Origin of the sequence: Pararhodospirillum photometricum DSM 122, from assembly GCF_000284415.1 — a bacterium.
In the GTDB taxonomy this organism is placed as follows: domain Bacteria; phylum Pseudomonadota; class Alphaproteobacteria; order Rhodospirillales; family Rhodospirillaceae; genus Pararhodospirillum; species Pararhodospirillum photometricum.
This window is the reverse complement of sequence record NC_017059.1, coordinates 3322733-3342060: the sequence shown is the minus strand read 5'-3', so window position 1 is coordinate 3342060 and position 19328 is coordinate 3322733. Positions and strand designations below refer to the sequence as shown.

At 66.5% G+C, this 19328-nt stretch carries 14 protein-coding genes, 1 tRNA gene and 1 pseudogene; 10 read left to right on the top strand and 6 right to left on the bottom strand.

Going from position 1 to position 19328, the window contains the following annotated elements:
- Positions 1-66: 66 nt before the first annotated feature.
- The 4 genes from RSPPHO_RS14900 (at position 67) to menA (ending at position 3464) form a co-directional block, all read left to right on the top strand.
- Positions 67-1194, top strand: a complete 1128-nt coding sequence (locus tag RSPPHO_RS14900) for a RuBisCO large subunit C-terminal-like domain-containing protein (protein WP_041795746.1) — start codon at positions 67-69, stop codon at positions 1192-1194.
- Positions 1191-1661, top strand: a complete 471-nt coding sequence (locus RSPPHO_RS14895) for a cupin domain-containing protein (protein ID WP_041795744.1) — start codon at positions 1191-1193, stop codon at positions 1659-1661. Before RSPPHO_RS14900 ends, RSPPHO_RS14895 begins: the two co-directional genes overlap by 4 nt.
- A gap of 111 nt (positions 1662-1772) precedes the next feature.
- Complete coding sequence (locus RSPPHO_RS14890; protein WP_014416042.1) at positions 1773-2504, top strand: class I SAM-dependent methyltransferase; 732 nt, start codon at positions 1773-1775, stop codon at positions 2502-2504.
- Between the two features lie 42 nt (positions 2505-2546).
- A complete protein-coding gene (gene menA, locus RSPPHO_RS14885; RefSeq protein ID WP_014416041.1) occupies positions 2547-3464 on the top strand; it encodes a 1,4-dihydroxy-2-naphthoate octaprenyltransferase in 918 nt (305 codons plus the stop codon).
- 40 nt (positions 3465-3504) lie between these two features.
- Here menA and tldD read toward each other — a convergent pair whose 3' ends face one another.
- Positions 3505-4947, bottom strand: coding sequence for a metalloprotease TldD (gene tldD / locus RSPPHO_RS14880; protein WP_041795741.1), 1443 nt, complete (start codon positions 4945-4947; stop codon positions 3505-3507).
- Between the two features lie 282 nt (positions 4948-5229).
- On the opposite strand from tldD, the gene RSPPHO_RS14875 reads away from it, so the two are divergent.
- Positions 5230-5439, top strand: a complete 210-nt coding sequence (locus RSPPHO_RS14875; protein ID WP_041795739.1) for a cold-shock protein — start codon at positions 5230-5232, stop codon at positions 5437-5439.
- Between the two features lie 54 nt (positions 5440-5493).
- On the opposite strand, the gene RSPPHO_RS20600 is transcribed toward RSPPHO_RS14875, so the two are convergent.
- Positions 5494-5688 carry a hypothetical protein gene (locus RSPPHO_RS20600; protein WP_197535616.1) on the bottom strand — a complete coding sequence of 65 codons (195 nt, stop codon included), beginning with the start codon at positions 5686-5688 and terminating at the stop codon, positions 5494-5496.
- Between the two features lie 389 nt (positions 5689-6077).
- Between RSPPHO_RS20600 and RSPPHO_RS22085 the strand changes: the two are divergent.
- Positions 6078-7388 (top strand): annotated as a pseudogene (locus tag RSPPHO_RS22085) (right-handed parallel beta-helix repeat-containing protein); the annotation flags it as partial.
- 185 nt (positions 7389-7573) lie between these two features.
- Here the strand turns inward: RSPPHO_RS22085 and RSPPHO_RS14860 are convergent.
- Positions 7574-7650, bottom strand: a tRNA-Arg gene (locus tag RSPPHO_RS14860).
- A 54-nt stretch (positions 7651-7704) separates the two neighbouring features.
- Here RSPPHO_RS14860 and RSPPHO_RS18150 point away from each other — a divergent pair.
- The 3 genes from RSPPHO_RS18150 to polA all read left to right on the top strand — a co-directional run bounded on the left by RSPPHO_RS18150 (position 7705) and on the right by polA (position 12209).
- Positions 7705-9084, top strand: a complete 1380-nt coding sequence (locus tag RSPPHO_RS18150) for a type II secretion system protein (protein ID WP_051013925.1) — start codon at positions 7705-7707, stop codon at positions 9082-9084.
- A gap of 74 nt (positions 9085-9158) precedes the next feature.
- The gene (locus tag RSPPHO_RS20450) at positions 9159-9332 is read left to right on the top strand and encodes a hypothetical protein (RefSeq protein ID WP_173391154.1); all 174 of its coding nucleotides are present in this window, start codon (positions 9159-9161) and stop codon (positions 9330-9332) included.
- A 99-nt stretch (positions 9333-9431) separates the two neighbouring features.
- On the top strand, positions 9432-12209 hold the full coding sequence (gene polA / locus RSPPHO_RS14850; protein WP_014416035.1) for a DNA polymerase I: 2778 nt from the start codon (positions 9432-9434) through the stop codon (positions 12207-12209).
- 50 nt (positions 12210-12259) lie between these two features.
- Here polA and RSPPHO_RS14845 read toward each other — a convergent pair whose 3' ends face one another.
- Positions 12260-14533 (bottom strand): PAS domain S-box protein, encoded by a 2274-nt coding sequence (locus tag RSPPHO_RS14845; protein ID WP_014416034.1) that lies wholly within the window; start codon positions 14531-14533, stop codon positions 12260-12262.
- A 786-nt stretch (positions 14534-15319) separates the two neighbouring features.
- Positions 15320-15766, bottom strand: a complete 447-nt coding sequence (locus tag RSPPHO_RS14835) for a response regulator (protein WP_014416032.1) — start codon at positions 15764-15766, stop codon at positions 15320-15322.
- A gap of 240 nt (positions 15767-16006) precedes the next feature.
- On the opposite strand from RSPPHO_RS14835, the gene RSPPHO_RS14830 reads away from it, so the two are divergent.
- Entirely contained in the window at positions 16007-17251 is a 1245-nt protein-coding gene (locus RSPPHO_RS14830; protein ID WP_242390516.1) for a DUF1491 family protein, read from the top strand.
- A gap of 60 nt (positions 17252-17311) precedes the next feature.
- Here the strand turns inward: RSPPHO_RS14830 and RSPPHO_RS14825 are convergent, their stop codons facing one another.
- Positions 17312-19291, bottom strand: a complete 1980-nt coding sequence (locus RSPPHO_RS14825; RefSeq protein WP_041795732.1) for a methyl-accepting chemotaxis protein — start codon at positions 19289-19291, stop codon at positions 17312-17314.
- Positions 19292-19328: the final 37 nt, after the last annotated feature.

Sequence of the window (19328 nt, the reverse complement as noted above, 5' to 3'; positions counted from 1 at the left end):
GCCCGGGGCGCGCAAACCGGGCTACCTTGCCGACCTTCGAGTCCAGATCCGGGATTGGGCCTAGGGATGACATCCAGAATTACGGCAATTTACCATGTGACCGCCACCGCGGCGACCATTGAAAGCCGGGCTCAGGGCATCGCCGTCGAGCAAAGCGTCGAGATGCCGCTGGCCGCCATCGACGACCCTCGCGTCCTTGAGGAGATCGTCGGTCAGGTCCAGTCCATCACCGACCTGGGCCAGGGCGTCTACGAGGTGCGCATCGGCCTTGCGGTCGAGACCACCGGCCTGGAAGCGGGCCAGCTCATCAACATGCTCTACGGCAACACCTCGATCCAAGACGATACCGTCTTGTGGGATGCCGAGTTCCCCGAGGAAGTGTTCGCGGCCTTCAAAGGCCCCAACGTCGGTCTCGAAGGCTTGCGTGCCGACAAGGCCCCGGGCCGGGCGATGACCTGCGGCGCCCTCAAGCCCCAGGGCTTGCCGGTCGCCCGGCTGGCCGATCTTGCCCGGCGCTTCGCCGACGCCGGCCCCGACTTCATCAAGGACGACCACGGCCACGCCGATCAGGCCTTCAGCCCCTATGCCGAGCGGGTCCCGGCCATCGCCCGGGCCGTGCGCGAGAGCAACGCCCGCACCGGCTTCAAGACCCGCTACCTGCCCAGCCTCAACGGCAACCTCGACCAGATGCGCGCCCAGATCCGCCTGGGGCAGGCCGAGGGGCTCGATACCTTCATGATCGCGCCGATGATCGCCGGTTTCTCCACCTTCCATACCTTGGTGCGTGAAAACCCGACCACGGCCTTCTTCTCCCACCCGACCATGACCGGCGCCTCGCGCATCGCCCCGGCCTTCCTGCACGGCAAGCTGTTCCGCCTCCTGGGGGCGGATGCGGTGATCTACACCAACCACGGCGGACGCTTCGGCTTCACCCGCGAGACCTGCCGCGCCATCGCCCGCAACGCCACCAAGCCCTGGGGCGGCCTCAAGGGCGCCGTGCCGGTGCCGGCCGGCGGCATGACCCAAGACCGGGTCCCGGAAATGGTCGAGTGCTACGGCGCCGACGTGATCTTGCTGATTGGCGGTGGTCTCCTGCTGGCCCGCGAGCGCCTGACCGAGGAAACCCGCGCCTTCGTCGAAGCCGTGGCCGCCTTGCCCGCCCCCCCGGGGCCGGGCGCCGAGGAGGTCGCATGAGCGAGACCCCCACGACAGACCCGGCCCGCGTACGCTCGCAGGATGCGCCCTTCCGCTGGCAGGGCGTGGACTTCCTGCCCTACAAGGAAACCGGCGAGGCCCCGTTCAAGGCGGTCTCGCGGCAGGTTCTGTTTCACCATCCGGCCCTTCAGGGCGAATTGCGCTATTTCGAGGTCGAGGCCGGCGGCCACACGACCTTGGAAAGCCACGAGCACGCCCACGCCGTGATGATCCTGCGCGGTCGCGGCCGCGTCTTGGTCTATCCCGAGGTGCGCGCCGTTGCGGGGCATGATCTGGTGTTCATCGCCCCCCACACCTGGCACCAGTTTCGCGCCGATGCCGAGCCGCTGGGCTTTTTGTGTCTGGTGAACGTCGAGCGCGACCGGCCCCGTCTGCCGACTGAGGCCGATTGGGCCTTCTTGCGGGCCGATCCGGCGGTTGCGGCTTTTTTCGACGACAGTCCGTAGGAAAGAAAAGCTGGGGAGGCGCGGCCTCCCCAGACCCCGCGAAAACGTTGTGAGGGGTCTGGGGAGGCCAGCCTCCCCAGCCTTCTCTTCCCGCCCCCAGGAGGACCCGCCGTGTCCGAGTTCACCCCCACGCTCCCCGAGTCCGACCGCTCCGATCCCCAACGTCATTTCACCCGCATCCAGACCATGTTCAACATGGTGGCCGCGCGCTACGACCTGATGAACGACCTGATGAGCGGCGGCACCCATCGTTGGTGGAAGCGACGCTTCGCCACCGTGGCCGGGCCGGCACCCGCCGGGGGACGGGCCCTCGATCTGGCCGGCGGCACCGGCGATATCGCCCGCGCCCTGGCCGACCGGGGCTGGTCGGTGGTGGTCTGCGACCCCTCGCTCGGCATGATGACGGTAGGCCGCGCCCGCACCCCGACCCCGGCCATCACCTGGAGTGCCGGTGCCGGCGAGGCTCTGCCCTTTCCCGATGCCAGCTTCGACCTGATCACCGTCAGCTTCGGCTTTCGCAACATGACCGACCGCGATGCCGCCCTGCGCGAGGCGCTGCGCGTGCTCAAGCCCGGCGGCCGCTTCCTGTGCTTGGAGTTCTCGACCCCCCATCAGCCGCTGGCCACGCCCTATGCGTGGTATTCCCGCCACGTCATCCCCCGCATCGCCGCCTTCGTCTCGGGCCGGCCTGAGGCTTACGACTATCTGGTGGAATCCATCCGCGCCTTCCCCGACCAGCGGACCCTGAAAGGCATGATGGAAGCCACCGGCTTCGTTGGCGTGACCTGGGAAAACCTGTTTCTCGGTATTGCCGCCATTCACAGCGGCCAGCGCCCCGCCTGAGCCCTGTTGTTCTTGTTCCCCTGACCCTTATCGGACTTTGCCATGCACCCGTCGCGGCCCCGGCCTTCCTGGCTTCGTGTCTGGACCCTCGCAGCCCGCCCCCACACCTTGCCTCTCTCCGCCTCGCCGATTCTGGCCGGTATCGTTCTTGCCTGGGCCGAAACGGGCCAGACCGCCCTTGGGGTCAGCGTGGCCGCGCTGTTGACCGCTGTGGCCATCCAGATCGCCACCAATCTCCACAACGATGCCGCCGACAGCCTGGATGGTACCGACCAGCCCGACCGCAAAGGGCCGTTGCGTGTCGTGCAAGCGGGCTGGGTCAGCGCCCAGACGGTGCAGCGAGCCGCCCATCTCGTGTTCGGCTTTGCCTTCCTGTGCGGTCTCGTGCTGGTGGTCAAGGGCGGCTGGCCCATCTTGCTGGCCGGTCTCGCCTCGTTGCTGGCCGGCTACGCCTACTCGGCCGGGCCCTGGCCAATTGCCCGCGGCCCGTTCGGCGAGGTGTTCGTCACCTTGTTTTTCGGCCTTGTCGCCGTGGCCGGCATGACCTTCCTGATCACCGGCACCGTCACCCTGGCCGCCCTGCTCCTGGGCCTGGGCGTCGGTCTGACGGCGGCGGCGGTCTTGTTGGTCAACAACACCCGCGACCGCGAAGGCGACACCCGGGCGGGGCGGCGCACCCTGGCCATCCGTTTGGAGCGTCCGGGGATCAATCGGCTGTATGCGTGGTTTATGGGGGGCGCGGTGGCCTCTGTTGGCCTGATGGCTCTCTCGACGCCCGTCTTGTGGGGGGGCTTGGCCGTTTTGGCGTGTGTGCCGTTGGCCCGCAAGGCGATCCGGGCGTTTTGGCAGGCCGAGGATCCCTGCGTGTTTAACCTCTGTTTGAAGAGGACAGCCGGGTTTCAGGTGGTGTTGTGTGGGTGTTTGTGTGTTGGTTTGATTGTGACCCGGGTGGTTTTTTAGAAGGGTGGGGAGGCGCGGCCTCCCCAAGCCCCACGTTCTTTTAGGCGGCTTCGGCGGTGCCGCCGACGGTCAGGAGATCGACCTTGAGGGTGGGTTGGCCGACACCCACCGGGACGCCCTGGCCTTCCTTGCCGCAGGTGCCAATGCCCGGATCCAAGGCAAGGTCGTTGCCAATCATCGAGACATGGGTCAGCACATCCGGGCCGTTGCCGATCAGGGTCGCGCCCTTGACCGGCGCCCCCAGGCGGCCGTTTTCGATCAGGTAGGCCTCGGAGGCGCTGAACACGAACTTGCCCGAGGTGGTATCGACCTGCCCGCCGCCAAAGTTAACGGCATAGAGCCCCTTCTTGACCGAGGCGATGATGTCGGCCGGCGCGTCCGTCCCGGCCAGCATGAAGGTGTTGGTCATGCGCGGCAGCGGCACATGGGCGTGCGACTGGCGCCGGCCATTCCCCGTCGGTGCCATGCCCATCAGGCGGGCGTTGAGGCGGTCTTGCAGATAGCCGGTCAGGATCCCGTCCTCAATGATCACGGTGCGCGCGGTCGGCGTGCCCTCGTCATCGACATTGAGCGAGCCGCGCCGTCCGGGCACGGTGCCGTCGTCCACGATGGTCACCCCCGGGGCGGCAATCCGCCGGCCAATCCCTTGGGAAAACGCCGAGGTCCCCTTGCGATTGCCGTCGCCCTCCAGGCCGTGACCAATCGCCTCGTGCAGCAACACCCCGGGCCAACCCGGCCCCAACACCACGGGCATTTCCCCAGCCGGCGCGTCAATGGCCTCCAGACTGACCAGGGCTTGGCGCAGGGCCTCGTTCACCGCCTTTTGCCAAACGCTCTCGACCATCACCCCGTCATAGAGCAGGCGCCCCCCCAGGCCATGGGAGCCGGTTTCCCGCCGCCCGGCCGCGTCCTCAACCACCACGGCCACGTTGAGCCGCACCAACGGACGGATGTCCCCGGCCCCCGGGCCATCGGCGCGCACAATGCGCACCGCCTGCCACGAGCCGGTGAGCGACGCCATCACCTGGACCACGCGGGGGTCCCGGTCGCGGGCATAGGCGTCCATCGCCGCCAGCAGGTCCACCTTGGCGGCAAACGGCACCCCTTCCAGCGGGTTGTCGGGGGTGTAAAGCCGCTGGGGCGCCACACGCGGTGCCAGGGCCACGCGGCCCGAAGCCCCCTGACGCACAGCGCGCACCGTCTCGGCGGCGCGGGCCAGACTGTCCAGCGTCAACACGCTGGCGTGCGCAAACCCCACCGCCTCGCCACTCACGGCGCGCAGGCCAAAGCCCTGGGAGCTGTCGTACCCGGCTTGGCGGATCTTGCCATCCTCCAGCGACAGGCTTTCGCCATGGCGCCGCTCCAAGAACAACTCGCCATCGTCGGCCCCCTCCAGGGCGTGGGCCACCAACCGGGCCGTCTGGTCGGGATCAAGGCCACCCTCGGCAAAAAACAGGGCGTCGGGCGTCAGGGCATCGCTCATGCGGAAACTCCCCAAGGGACAGAAAATCCTCTCCCCTAGATCAGGCCCCGATGCCCCCGGTCAAGAGGCCTGACACCGTCGCGTGGATCACCCCGTCCTTTTAACAAAAAGATCCCGCGAAGGGGCTTGTCCTGGACACAAAAATCGGGAATAATCGGCCCATCGACTTTACTTCTGGGTTTTCGACCTGCCTTCGCGGGCCTTCCCCGACGTGATTTTGAGGCCCGAGCCGCACTCCCGCACCGGGCAACACCGACCGGGAAGCGATCCCAGGAGGTTTTGATGAGCATTGGTACCGTTAAGTGGTTCAATAACACCAAGGGTTATGGCTTTATCCAGCCCGAGGACGGTTCCACCGACGTCTTCGTCCACATCTCGGCCGTTCAGCGTTCCGGCCTCGGCGATCTGCAGGAAGGTCAGAAGCTCAGCTTCGATACCGTCCGCGATCCGCGCCGCGGCAAGACCTCGGCCGAGAACCTGCGCGCCATCTAAGGCGCGCCTCCTCGACGAGGTTTGGAACGGTGGCAGTTCTCTGCCACCGTTTTTTTATTGTCCCGCGTTCGCCGTCTCCTGCGCACCAGACGGGCCGCAGCCGTCCAAATGCGCGGCGCCAATCTCCTGATACAACCGAAATAAAGCGCGATGCGCCTGGGCCGCCAGGGCAAACCACTCGGGCTTAACGGCAATGGCCGGATGCCCCAGCAAATCCCGATCAACAGCTCCCATCAGCACAGACGCCATATGCAAGGCCTCGTGGCATCCGAACGTGCCAGGCCGAAAGACCTCTGGCGTCCAATCGTCTCCCAACTCCTCCAGGATCTCCTGGCGGAGACACTCCGTCTCCTGGGTCTCCAACGCCCTCTCCCCGACTCCTTATGGCCGGCAAAAAGGATAGGTTGCTCCTCCCAAAAGGGCAAGCCCATCAAGAACAACCGGCTCCAAAAGAGAGGGGCAACGGGAAATTCATTCTCCCTGGTTGTGGGGTAGGGAAAAAGAAAGGGGTAGGAAGGCCGGGGAGGCGAGCCTCCCCAGACCCCTCCGTTCCTTAAGTCGTGTCCTTGCCGCAGGGTGGTCTGTCGCTCATACTCTCGTTGGGCAAGACGGTTTGAGCAAAACACGCGGCACAAGAAATGATCCTGGCAGGGTTTTGGAGCTACACCCGTTTCGACGACGATCACGAAGGAGGGCGGATCACACGGCTCCGGGAGCGACTGGAAAGAAGTATCCGCTTTGTCACCGGGGCGGACCTCCCCATTTTTCAAGACCGCAAGGATATCGGTTTTGGAGAGAACTGGGAGAGGCGGATCACAAAGTCACTCGACGAAACTCTCCTGCTCTTTCCGGTGATGACTCCCTCCTTTTTGACGAGTGTGGCCTGTCGGCAGGAGGTTCTTGCATTTGCCAAGCGGCAAGAGGCGCTCAAGCGCGATGATTTGATTTTGCCGATTTCCTATTTTTTGACAGGTCAGAAAAACGCGTCGCCCCTTCTCCTTGCCGACCCGGAGGCACGGGAGGTGGCGGAGATCCTGAAACGCCATCAATCCGAAGATTGGCACTCTCTGCGGGGAACCCCCGAGACCGACCCGGCCTATCGTGACGCCATTGAACGACTGGCCCGCAGAGTCGAAGAGGCGCTGATCCGCAGCCGAGGCGCCATCGGTACCTCGGATAACCGCCCGCCCCCTCCCCACCCCGTGGCGTCGCCAGAGATCGGGGTTCCCCCATCCGTCATCGGCACCGCCAAGGAGACAGGAGCGGCACGCCCCGAGAACGACCGGGGAGACGCGGCGCCCATTATCCTCAAGACCGTTCATCAAATGCCCGGACGCGGCGACTACACCTCCATCACCGAGGCGGTCAAGGCCGCGGCCCCTGGGACACGCATTCTCGTCGCCCCTGGATTATACCGCGAGAGCATCACTCTCGATAAACCACTGGAACTGATCGGTAACGGCGAACGCGACGACATCATCATTGAAGCGACAGACGCCGAGACCCTGATTTTCGATACCAACATCGGCCTCGTCCGCAACCTGACCCTGCGCAGCGTCATGAGAAACATAAAAAGTTACTGTGTCTGGATCAGGCAGGGGCGACTGGAACTCGACGCCTGCGACCTGTCCAGCGATAGCTTGGCGTGCCTAGCAGTCGAGAACAACGCAGCCCCCTGGGTACGGCGCAACCGCATCCACGACGGAAAAGCAGGCGGAATCTTTGTCTATGAGCAGGGCCGAGGGACCTTCGAAGACAACGAGGTGACCGGCAATGCTAGCGCCGGGATTGAAGTGATAGAAGGGGCCGACCCGGTCGTGCGGCGCAACCAGATTTCCCAAAATGCCTACGAGGGAATCTGGGTCTATAACAAGGGCGCAGGGACTTACGAAAACAACGACCTGCGCAACAACGTGCGGGGAGCCTGGGACATCGACACCTCATCCAAGGCTCTGGTCAAACGCTTCGACAATCGGGGAAACGTGACCCTCCCCCTCACCCCCCCCCTTACAAGGAATAGGGTCAAGGGACTTGGTCCCTTGCGGGGCGCGGGGCAGAGCCCCGCATTTTTTGTTTTCCCAACACAAAAGCAAAGACCCCCGGGAGACGGGGGCCTTGGGCTGCTTTATAAGAATGGTGCGTCCGGCGGGATTCGAACCCACGACCTTTGGCTTCGGAGGCCAACGCTCTATCCAGCTGAGCTACGGGCGCGTCGGGAGGCGCAATGTAGCCAGGGGGGCTGGGGCTGCCAAGAGGGAAAATGAGGTGAGGGGGATTTTTTTTCGGACGCGCCCGGGCGTGGCGCTGATGGAGATGGCGATTGTGGTGGCGGTGCTGGGGGTGGCGGCGTGGGCGGGGCTGACGCTGGCGGGGCCACGGGCACGTCAGGACCGGGAACGCGAGGCGCGGGCGGAGGTGGCGGGGATGTTGGCCTTGCTGACTCAGCGGGCGCGACTGGAGGGGCGGCTGCCCTGCCCGGACACCACGGGCGATGGGGTGGCCGATGGGGCACCGGGAGCGTGCGCGGCGGCGCGAGGCGCGTTGCCCTGGGTATCGATGGGGGCGGCCCCGACCCAGGCGCGCGATCCCTGGCATCGTCCGTTGGTGTATGTGGTGACGCCGGCGGCGACTGCGCCCGGGGCTCTGGACTGTACGGCAGCGTTTCCCGATCCGGGGTTTGTCCTGATCTCGCGGGTTGGGGCGGAGGGCCGGGGGGTTTTGGTGGCGGTGGTGTCGGAGGGGGCGAACGGGGCTCTGAGCCCGCCGCCGTCGGTGGCCGAGGGCCTGAATCGGCGGGCTGGGGCCGAGCCCACGCTGTACGGCGCCCCGCTGGCGACAGAAACGGGTGGCTTTGACGACGTGGTCGGGGCGCTTGGGGTCGGCACGTTGCGGCAAGGGATGGGGTGCCCGGCCTCCCCGTTTCGCATTGTGGGCAGTGTGCCGACCACGGCCGACGCGTTGAGCGAGGCCGCTGGGGTGGTCTGGACACCACGAACCGCCGAGGTCCTGGACAGCGGCCAAACCACCGTGTCGCTGCCAGCGGGCGGCCCAACCCTGGTGGCAGGCGGCGGCACCTTGGCGGTGTCGGCGACGGGGGCCGGGCTGGGGGTGTGGTCGGAGGCGACGCCGGCCGGTGCTTTTCCCGAGGACCAAAGCGGCCTTGAGGTGACGACCACCACCAGCGGCGTGGCTCGAACCTTGGCACTCGTGTGGGCGGCGCCGGTGGCTGGCGTTACCTTGAGCGTAAGCGGCCTGTCGCGCGAGCGGGTGGTGCCGCTGCCTTGGCGCCAAAGCCATGATCCCCAGGGGACCCGCTGCCTGGACGCTGTTTTGGCCGATGGCTCGTGCCGGGTGGCCTGGATCGAAGGGCTGGCGCTGGAGGCGTGGCGGGGTGATACCAGCCTGGGCCGGCTCACCCTGCGGGCCTGCCCCAGCGCTCCCGAGGGCAGCTTGGCGTCTTTCTCCCGGATTGCCTTTGCCGGGGGCGCCTTCGACCGCCTGCGTCTGTCGGCCCTGCCGGTCATCGACGGGTCCGGCGCGGTTCTGAGCGGGGAGAGCAGCGGCGCCTTGCTGGCCGGTCTCGCCCTCGTAAGCTGCGCTGGCGGGTGTCCGGCGAGTGCCTTGGTGCTGACCGGCTGCCCTTGACAGGCCGGGGTGGGAACGCCTTGATGGTCCGGCCCGGCCCGAGCTCCGCGCCGGGTTTCATGGAGGCTTGGCGCATGCAGGTTCTGGGATTCTTCCTCCTTCTGCTCTGCTTTGTCTGGGCGGGCACCAATGTGATCGTCAACCGCACCACCTCGAAGCTGGCCAAGGGGCTGTGGATGGCCGCCTTGATGGTGCCGGGGGTCGGTTTTCTGGCCTGGATCTTTCTGGGCCCGCGCGCATCCTTGTAAAACGAGGGGTCTGGGGAGGCCCGCCTCCCCAGCCTTGGTTTTTTTATTTTTGCGCCCCCGCGCCCCTAACGACGACCGTTCATCACGAGGAGGGCCACGATGGCCGTTTCACCCCATCTGACTCTCGTCGATGGCTCGGGCTATATTTTTCGGGCCTATCACAGCCTGCCGCCCATGACCCGGCCGGATGGCACGCCGGTCAATGCGGTCTATGGCTTTACCACCATGCTGCTCAAGCTGATGGCGGACTCGGCCTCCGACCATCTGGCGGTGGTGTTCGACGCGGGGCGGCGGACCTTTCGCACCGAACTGTACCCAGCCTACAAGGCGCAGCGGCCCGAGCCCCCGGAAGATCTGGTGCCGCAGTTTGCCGTGATCCGCGAGGCGGTGCGCGCCCTGAACGTGCCGTGCCTGGAGCGCGAGGGCTTCGAGGCCGATGACCTGATCGCCACCTATGCCCGCCACGCCCGCGCCCAAGGGGCCCGCGTGACCATTGTGTCCTCCGACAAGGACCTGATGCAGTTGGTCCGCGACGGCGTGGACATGCTCGACCCCATGAAGAACAAGACCATCGGCCCGACCGAGGTGATGGAGAAGTTTGGCGTGCCGCCGACCCGGGTGGTCGATGTCCAGGCCCTGGCCGGCGATTCGGTGGACAACGTGCCGGGGGTGCCGGGCATCGGGCTCAAGACCGCCGCGCAGTTGATCAGCACGTATGGCGACCTTGATACCTTGCTGGCCCGGGCTGGCGAGATTCCCCAGCCGCGCCGGCGCCAGATGCTGCAAGAGCACGCCGACGACGCCCGCCTGTCGCGCGAGTTGGTGCGCCTGCGCGATGACCTGGAGATCAGCGAGACCCTGGCCGACCTCGGGCTGACCAAACCCGATCCCGAGACCTTGCGCGCCTTTTTGAGCGAAAACGGCTTTCGCTCCTTGCTGGCCCGGGTCGAGGCGGTGTGCGGTCCGGCCCCGGCCGGCACCCCGGCGACAGCGGCCGCGTCCCCGGCCGTGGATGACTATCATCTGGTGACCACGGTCGCGGCCCTGGAGCCCTGGATCGCCGAAGCCCGCCACGCCGGGGTGGTGGCGGTGGACACGGAAACCAACTCGCTCAAGGCGCGCACGGCAACCCTGGTCGGGGTGTCGCTGGCGACGCGACCGGGCCGGGCCTGCTACATTCCCTTTGCCCACCAACCACCCCACAGCGGCACCCTCGCCCTGGACGGCCCCGCCACCGGCCCCTTCGCCATCGACGACCGGGACGGCGCTCTGGCCCTGCTGGGCGAGCTGCTGGCCGACCCGGGGGTGCTCAAGGTGGGCCACAACATCAAGTTCGACCTGCATGTGTTCAAGGGCGTCGGCCTCGACACGGTGGCGCCTCTCGACGACACCATGGTGCTGTCTTACGTCCTGGATGGCACCTTGCACGGTCACGGTATGGATGAGTTGGCCGAGCGCCACCTCGGCCGCACGACGATTCCTTTCGAGGCGGTGTGCGGCAAGGGCAAGACCCAGATCACCTTTGACCGGGTGCCGCTCGACAAGGCCCTGGCCTACGCCGCCGAAGACGCCGATGTGACCTTGCGCCTGCACAAGGTGCTGCGCCCGCGCCTGCTGGCCGAGCGTCTGGTGCGGGTCTACGAGACCCTGGACCGGCCGATGGTGCCGCTGCTCGCCGCCATGGAGCAGGCCGGGGTTATGGTGGATCCCTTACGGCTGCGGGCCTTGTCCGAGACCTTTGCCCGGCGGATGGGCGATCTTGAAGACGAGATCCACGGACTGGCTGGCCATCCGTTCAACGTGGCGAGCCCCAAGCAATTGGGCGAGGTGTTGTTCGACGAAATGGGCCTACCGGGCGGCAAGCGCAGCAGCAAGACCGGCGCATGGTCCACCGATGCCCAGGTTCTCGATACCCTGGCCGGCGACGGCCACGTGCTGCCGGCCAGGGTGCTGGACTGGCGCCAGTACGCCAAGCTCAAGAGCACCTACACGGATGCCCTGGTTGAGGACATTGACCCCGCCACCCGGCGCGTTCACACCACCTATGGCCTGACCACCACCTCGACCGGCCGCCTGTCGTCCAACGACCCCAATTTGCAAAACATCCCGATCCGCTCGGAAGATGGCCGCAAGATCCGCGAGGCCTTCGTCGCACCGCCCGGGCACCGGCTTGTGAGCGCCGACTACTCGCAAATCGAGTTGCGGCTGGTCGCCCACGTGGCCGACATCAAGGCCCTGCGCGACGCGTTTGCCCACGGGCAAGACATTCATGCCCTCACCGCCTCCCAGGTGTTCGGGGTGCCGATTGAGGGGATGGATCCGCTGTTGCGCCGGCGGGCCAAGGCGATCAACTTCGGCATCCTGTACGGCATCAGTGCCCACGGTCTGGCCCGCCAGTTGGGCATCACCCGAGGCGAGGCCGGGGCGTTCATCGAGGCCTATCTGGCGCGTTTCCCGGAGATCCAGGCTTACATGGACCGGGTCAAGGAGGAGGCGCGGGCCAAGGGCTATGTCGAAACCCCCTTCGGCCGGCGCATCCCCACCCCCGGCATCAGCGACCGCAACCCGGTCGCCCGGGCGATGGCCGAGCGGCAGGCGATCAACGCGCCCATCCAAGGTGGGGCGGCCGACATCATCAAGCGGGCGATGATCCGCCTGCCCGACGCCTTGGCCGAGGCTGGCCTGACCGCCCGGTTGTTGTTGCAGGTCCACGACGAACTGATTGTTGAGGTGCCAAAGACCGAGCTTGACGCCTTGGTGCCTTTGTTGCGCCGGACTATGCGCGACACCGTAGCCCTGACCGACGACAAGGGCCGCACCACGGTGCCGCTGGAAGTGGACGTGGGGGTGGGCGGCTCCTGGGCCGAGGCGCATTAAGCAGAAAGGGAAGGCTGGGGAGGCGGGGGCCTCCCCAGACCCCTCGCTTTTTAGGGGTTTCCTTCGCGCGCGGGGAGCGTTTGTGCGCCTGGGGCTACGGGCAAGGTGAAGCGGAAGGTGGTTCCCTGGTCTTCGGCTCCCTCCAGCCAGATGCGCCCGCCATGGCGCTCGACGATCTTTTTGGCCAAAGCCAAGCCGATCCCAGTGCCGTCGATCGCCTCGCGGCTATGCAGACGCTGGAAGATCATGAAGACCTTTTCGGCAAAGCGCGGATCGATGCCAATCCCGTTATCGCGCACGAAGAACTCCCACACCTCGCCGCGCCGTTCCACGCCAACCTCCACTTCGGGCGTCCGGCTCGGGGCGCGGTATTTCAGGGCGTTGCCGATGAGGTTTTGAAACAAGCTGGTCATCTGGACGGCATCCGCCTGCACCCAAGGCAAGTCACCGATGCGCAGGCGGGCCTGGGTTTCTTCGAGAGAGCCGCGCAGGTTTTCGACGGCGTGATTGACGCAGGCAGCAACGTCCACCCGCTCGAACGGCACGCCCCGGGTATCCAGGCGGGAGAATTGCAGGAGATCTTGGATCAACGCCTGCATCCGATGGGCCCCCTCGATGGCGTAGCGAATAAACTGCTGCGCGTCTTCGTCAAGACGGCCGCCGTAGCGTCGCCGGAGCAACCCCAGATAGCTCGACACGGTGCGCAACGGCTCTTGCAGGTCATGCGAGGCGACATAGGCAAACTGCTCCAGCTCCTGATTGGATCGCCGCAACTCCTCGGCCGTTTGTTTGAGGTCGGTAATATCGGTCATCACGGCGACAACGCCGCTGACCTGCCCCACTGTGTCGCTGAAGATGGCCTTGGCGACGGCCAGGGTCCGCGTCCCGCCTTGCTTGTCGGTGAGGGCCATGTCGAAAAAATGCCGCCCACCGCGTTCGAGCGGACTGGAGCCCGGAGCAACGAGCAAGGCGGCTTGGCTCTGGTCGGCCAGGGCGTCGCATAGGGGTTCGCCCAACACGAGGTCGGGCGGTTCCTTGAGGAAATCGGCGAAGGCCCGATTGCAGCCCAGCAACTGCCCTTCCTGGTTGGTGTAAAAAACCGGGTTGGGAAGGGTGTTGAGAAGGGTTTGCTGGAATTCGAGTTGGTCGGATAAAGCCCGCTCGATGCGCTTTTGACCGCTCACGTCGGTAAAAAACCACACCCGCCCCCAGGTGGCGCCATCCTCGCCGGCCACGGCCATGGACGCCCGCTCAAAGATGCGTCCGTCGGCCAAAACAAGATCCACCCCGGCCTCGACCTCGCCGGGGCTGGCGGTGAGCGCGCGCAGGGTCTCCAGGCTTTCACGGGGCTCGGCGACCCGGATGGAGAGCGTGGCGAACAAGGCCCAGGGGGTCTCGTCGCGCACCTCCATCGGGCTGAGGGACCACATCTGGCGCAGGCGCTGGTTGGTCAGGCGGGGCCGCCCCTCGAGATCGGCCACCAAGATCCCGCTTGGCGAGGCCTCCAGCACCGCATTGACGGTAGACACATGAAAGCTCAGGCGTTCTTGTAACCGATGGCGCTCGGTGATGTCCTCGTGCACCGAGACGAAGCCCGTCAGCCCCCCCTCGGCATCGCGCACCGGCGTCAAGGTCACCCGGTGCCAGAGGCGCCGGCCGTCAAGGGCGCGGCAGATCACGTCGCCCTCCCAGGCCAAGCCCTCTTGCAGGGCCACCGCGAGGGCGGCCTGCGTCGCAGCCGGGGTCTCGTCGGACCAGACCAGCGAAAGGGGACGGCCGGGCAAGTCGGCCGGATCGCGCCCGGTCAAGGCTTCGACCCGGCGGTTGGCCGCCTCAATCAGACCGGCGGCATTGCAACTCAGCACCGCCAGCGTGCTGTTCTCAATGGCCGAGGACAAGCGGCGGCGCTCAAGATCGTGCGCGGTCTGCAAGGAGACATCGGACCACAGCCCGGTCAGATGCAAGGGCTCGCCCGGCGCGGCCAGGGCGCGACCCTGTAAGCGCAGGCAGGTTTCGCCCCCCGTGTCGAGCCGGAACCGGCAGCGTAGGTCCACCTGGGCCTGCGGCGCCGCCACGTGGGCCGCGAAGGCCTTCAGCACCCGCTCGCGGTCGCCCGGCACCATCCGCTCCAAGGCATTGACACACGTGCCCTCGGCCACGTGATCTTTGCCATCGCACACATGCAGCACCGCACTCTCGGGGTCCCATTCCCAAAAGCCCACGCCCGAGCCACTCAAGGCGTGGGACAATTGGCGCTCGCGCCGGCGCAAGGCCGCCTCGGCGGCGGTAGCCCGGGCGCGCTGGCGCATGAGGACCGGAAGCAAGACCAGCAGGGCGCCCCCCCCCCAAGGCCACCAGCAGCACCAGCACGGTGGTATGACGGTACCAGGGACGTAAAAGCTCGTCCAAGGGTTCGCGGATCTCCAGCACCAGGGGGGTGTCGGGAACGGGCTGGGTCACACTCATCCAGGAGAGCCCGGCTCCTTTACCCACCGAGCCACGGCTCTCGGCGGGGCAGGCCCCGACCCGGGCGGCTTCTTGCGTCTCCATCCACAAGAGGGCGCAGCCAGATAGCACGCCCAGATCGTCAAGGAACCACTGGCCATCGAGCCAGACAAGGACCGAGCCCCGTTGCCCCTCCAACGGAAGAACAAGACGCAGCCGCCGCTGATCGGGGATCACCAGCAAGCGCGACCCGGTCGGGGTAGGCGAGCCGGCCGCCGAATCGGGGGAAGCACTCGCCGTGCCCTCTTGCGTCAGCACCACGGTATCAGCGCCATCGCGCACTTCCAGGCGAGCAATGACGGGAAAGTGAGGGACAAGGGCGGCGACGTGGCGAGCCACTCGGTCAAGGGCCCCCGGATCGACAGCCGCCCCGCCTGGGGGAAGGGCCAAGGCCGCATCGGCGGCAAGAGCGCCGGCCAACCCCCGAACCCCGGCAACCCCGGCCGACAGGTGCCGGGCACGCGCCTCTAGATGATGCTGCCAGTGGGACTGGGCGGTCTCAAGAACGCTTGCACGTTCGTCAAGAACCGCGCTGATAAGAAACACCCCAACCAGCCCCGCTCCTCCCATGGCCCCGAGACGACGCCAGTGCAACTTCCAGAAGGTCACGACTCGTCCACGCCCCGCGCCCGCGCCTGGACCATCTCGGCGATGGTGCGGGGATTGCGCAGGCAGCGATCGATGCGCCCCAACAGCACCTTGGCGTTAAAAGGCTTGACGATGAAGTCGTTGGCGCCGGCGGCCGAGGCTCTTTGGATGGTCTGGGCCACCCCATGGCCGGTGATGATGATCACGGGCAGGCGCGCAAGCTGCGGATCGCTGGCGGCTCGAATGGCTTCGGTCAAGGCCGCTCCGCTTTGGCCGGGCATCTGGTAATCAACCAGAGCAATATCGGGTTTCCAGGTGGCCAGGATGTCCAGCGCTTCGGCGGCACTGCCGGCCTCGCGGACATCCTCAATGGCGGCGGTCTCCAGCAGCGTGCGCATGAGCAGACGCATTTCCGCATTGTCGTCGACCAGAAGAACCTTTATGGCGGAAACGCTTGTCGTCATCCAGATCAGTCTCCCGTAGGCCGGGACACCTTACCCCCTGCTCCAGGGGCCCGTCCACCCGAACCCGTGGCCGGTGGGGGGGCGGCAAACAATAAAAACAAGGGAAGGCTGGGGAGGCAGGCTTCCCCAGACCCCTCATTCGATTGGCGCCTGAGGTCACCCCCAAGCCCCCGGAACGGAGGGGCCTGGGGAGGCCCCGCCTCCCCAGCCTTCCCTTCTTCCTTTCACCAAGGAAACCCCATGATGGAGCCCCCTCGCCTGCGCACCCAAATCACCGTCCAGGCCTTGACGCGTCGCTGCCACGCCGAGGGACGGCCGGCGTTTGTGCTCAAGCGCGGCGACCCGGACGCCGGCGCCCTATTTCTCAAGCTCAATGGCCTGGGCCAAGGGTTCGTGGTTCTTGCCCCGGTGCGCGACGGGACGGGGCAACCCGCCTGGCTCAAGGCCACCGGCCCCGAGCCCGTGGACGAAAGCGTTGCCAGCGCGTATTTGGAACGCCAGCGTCGCATCGACCCCGACCTCTGGATCCTGGAGATCGAGGACGCTTCGCTGGCGTTGCCGCTCGACGCCCCCTCCTGTAACCCCATCCCCCAAGGCGCCGCCGTTGAAAGGTCCCCCATCGTGAACCCAACCCCTCTGTTTTTGGTTATTGAAGGCAACACCCGGGCCGCCGTGGCCCGCATGGCGACCTGGGGCGCCCTGCCCTTCGCCGAACAGTATGGCCGGGTCTTGCAGGAGGAATGGCCCGGCAGCCAGTTTGTGATCGTGCGTCCGGCCGATGGCGAAAGCGCCCTGCCCGAGGGCCTGGGTCTGCGCGACCTGGATGGTGTTGTGCTGGGGGGCTCGGCCCTCAATATCCCCACGGGCGGCCCCGAAATCGACGCCCAGATCGCTCTGGCCCGCGCCGTCTTTGAAGCCGGCGTGCCCTTCTTCGGCAGTTGCTGGGGCTTGCAAATCGCCGCGGTGGCGGCCGGCGGCTCGGTGCGCAAGGCCCCGCATGGCCGCGAGGTCGGGGTAGCGCGCAAGATCACCGCCACCGACGCCGGCATCCGCCACCCCTTGCTGGCCGGCCGCCCCACCGCCTGGGACGCGCTGGCGGTCCACGAGGACGAGGTGGACCGCCTGCCCACCGGGGCGCAAGTGCTGGCCACCAATGGCCATAGCGCCGTTCAGGCCGCCGAGATCCGCCACGCCGGCGGGGTGTTCTGGGGGGTCCAGTATCATCCCGAATTCGATCTGCCCGAGGTGGCGCGCACGCTTGACCGCCTGCGTCCGTTCCTCCTGGCCGAGGGGCTGTTCGCCGACGAGGCCGCCGCTCTGGACCATGGCGCCGCGTTACGCGCTCTGGCCGAAACGCCCGAGCGCCAGGATATCGCGTGGCGTTTGGGCATCGACGCCGATGTCTTGTCCACGCCGACCCGGCGCTTGGAAATCCGCAACTGGCTGACCCATGCCGTAACGCCCCGCCTGCGAGCCCGCAGTTAGGGGCCCGAGGGAAGGCTGGGGAGGCGGGGCCTCTCCAGACCCTCCTCTTCGGGCTGGGGATCAGTTCCCTTCGCGAATGTGGCGCAGGAAGCCGGTGACTTGGGCCTTAAGGTCGGCGGCCTGCTGGGTCAGGGCCTGGGCCGCGTCCAGAACCTCGTTGGCGGCGCGCCCCGTGTTGTCGGCGGCCTGGGCCACTTCGCCAATGGTGGCGCTGGAGCGCTGGTTGCCGGTGGCGGCGCGCTGGGTGTTCTGGGCGATGGCGCGCGCTGCCGCGTCTTGCTGCTCCACGGCCGCGGCGACGGTGGCCGAGACCTGATCAAGATCGGCAATGATTTCGGCGATCGACGAGATGGCGTTGACGGCCTCGGCGGTCGCGCCTTGAATGTCGCTGATCTGGCGGCGGATATCCTCGGTGGCCCGGCTGGTCTGGTTGGCGAGGGTCTTCACCTCGTTGGCGACCACGGCAAACCCCTTGCCCGCATCGCCGGCCCGCGCCGCCTCGATGGTGGCATTGAGGGCCAACAGGTTGGTTTGCTCGGCAATGTCGGTGATAAGGGCCACGACTTGGCCGATATGCTCGGCGGCACTCTTCAACTCGGCGACCTCGGCCTTGGCCTTGGAGGCGCGCTCCACCGCCGAGCGCGAGATGCTGGTGGAGTGGTGCACCTGCCGGCTGATCTCGCTGATCGAGGCATTGAGCTGCTCGGTGCCCGCCGCCACGCTTTCGACATCGCGGGCCGCATCCTCGCTGACCTGCGACACCTCGACCACCCGCCGGGCGGTGTCATCGGCGATGCCGGCCATGGCCCGGGCGTGGGTTTCCATCTGGCTGGTGGCGGCACCGATGGTGCCGATGGCGCCACTGACGTTGTCTTCCAGTTCGTCAGCCAAGCGGCGCAAGGCGGCGCGGCGATCGCCCTCGGCGCGCTTTTCGGTTTCGGCCTGCTCGCGGCGCAAGATTTCCATGCGCTGGCTATAGTCTTTGAAGACCTGGGCGGCCTTGGCCATGGCGCCGATTTCATCGCGCCGACCGATACCGGGAATATCCGCCTGGGCGTCGCCTTCCGACAACCGGGTCAAGACGCGGGTCATGGCCTCAATGGGGCGGCTGATGGAGCGACCAATCAAGGTCGCCAGCACAAGCCCCAGAGCCAGAATCAAAAGGTTGGACCAAATCACCACGTCGCTCGCCGACTTGAGGCTGGCACCGGTCGCGTCGCGGATCTGTCCTTGTTCAAGCAAGGCGGATTCCTTAGCCGCCTCGGCCGCTTCGGTGATATCGTAGCTAAGGCCCCGCAGCCGCTCCTCGACCTGGGCAATCTCCCCCAAAATCCCCGAGAGCGTGTTCAGGTTTTCTTCGTAGGCGGTATAATGGGTGCGACCGGCGCCGGGATTGCTCAGACGGTCCAAAGATTCACCGACAGCGAACAGGGCTTCCCAAATCGCGACAAAGTGCTTTTCGTCGCGGGTATCAACATAGTCCTCGGTTTCAAGGCGGGCGCGCAGGATGAATTCCAGAACCCGGGACGCGGCCTGCGCTTCCTCGGTGTTGCCCTGGGCGAAGGCTTGGTCGCGCTGCGCGGCGGCCCAGGAGGTGAGCCCCTCGGCAGCGGGCTTCATGGCGTTGTCAATCAAGTCAACGCGCTTCGAGACCAGTTGGATGGCCGGACCCAACACCTGTTCAAGCTCGACATTGACCTCCAGCAGGCGCTCGGCGAAGGGCGCCTGGGGGGTCTCCTTAGCCCGCTGACGAAAAGATTCCACCGCTTGGCGCACACTAGCCCGGTCCGTCTGAATCGACTGAGCCAACCGGGGATCGCCCGTTTCCAGATATTCGGTTAAATGACCGCTCAGGCTATGAAGTTGCCGGTTCATGGCCAACGCCGACACCGCCACCTCCGAGGAGCGGGCCACCTCGGTAAACTCTTGGTCCACTTTGGTAAAAATGCTGTAGGACATCAGCCCCACCCCGCCCATCAAAAACAGGACAAGGAAGAATCCGACGAACAGACGAATGTTGATGGGCAGTTGCTTCAGCATGGACGGATTTCCCACCTCCCCGGCCAGCCGGCGGGGG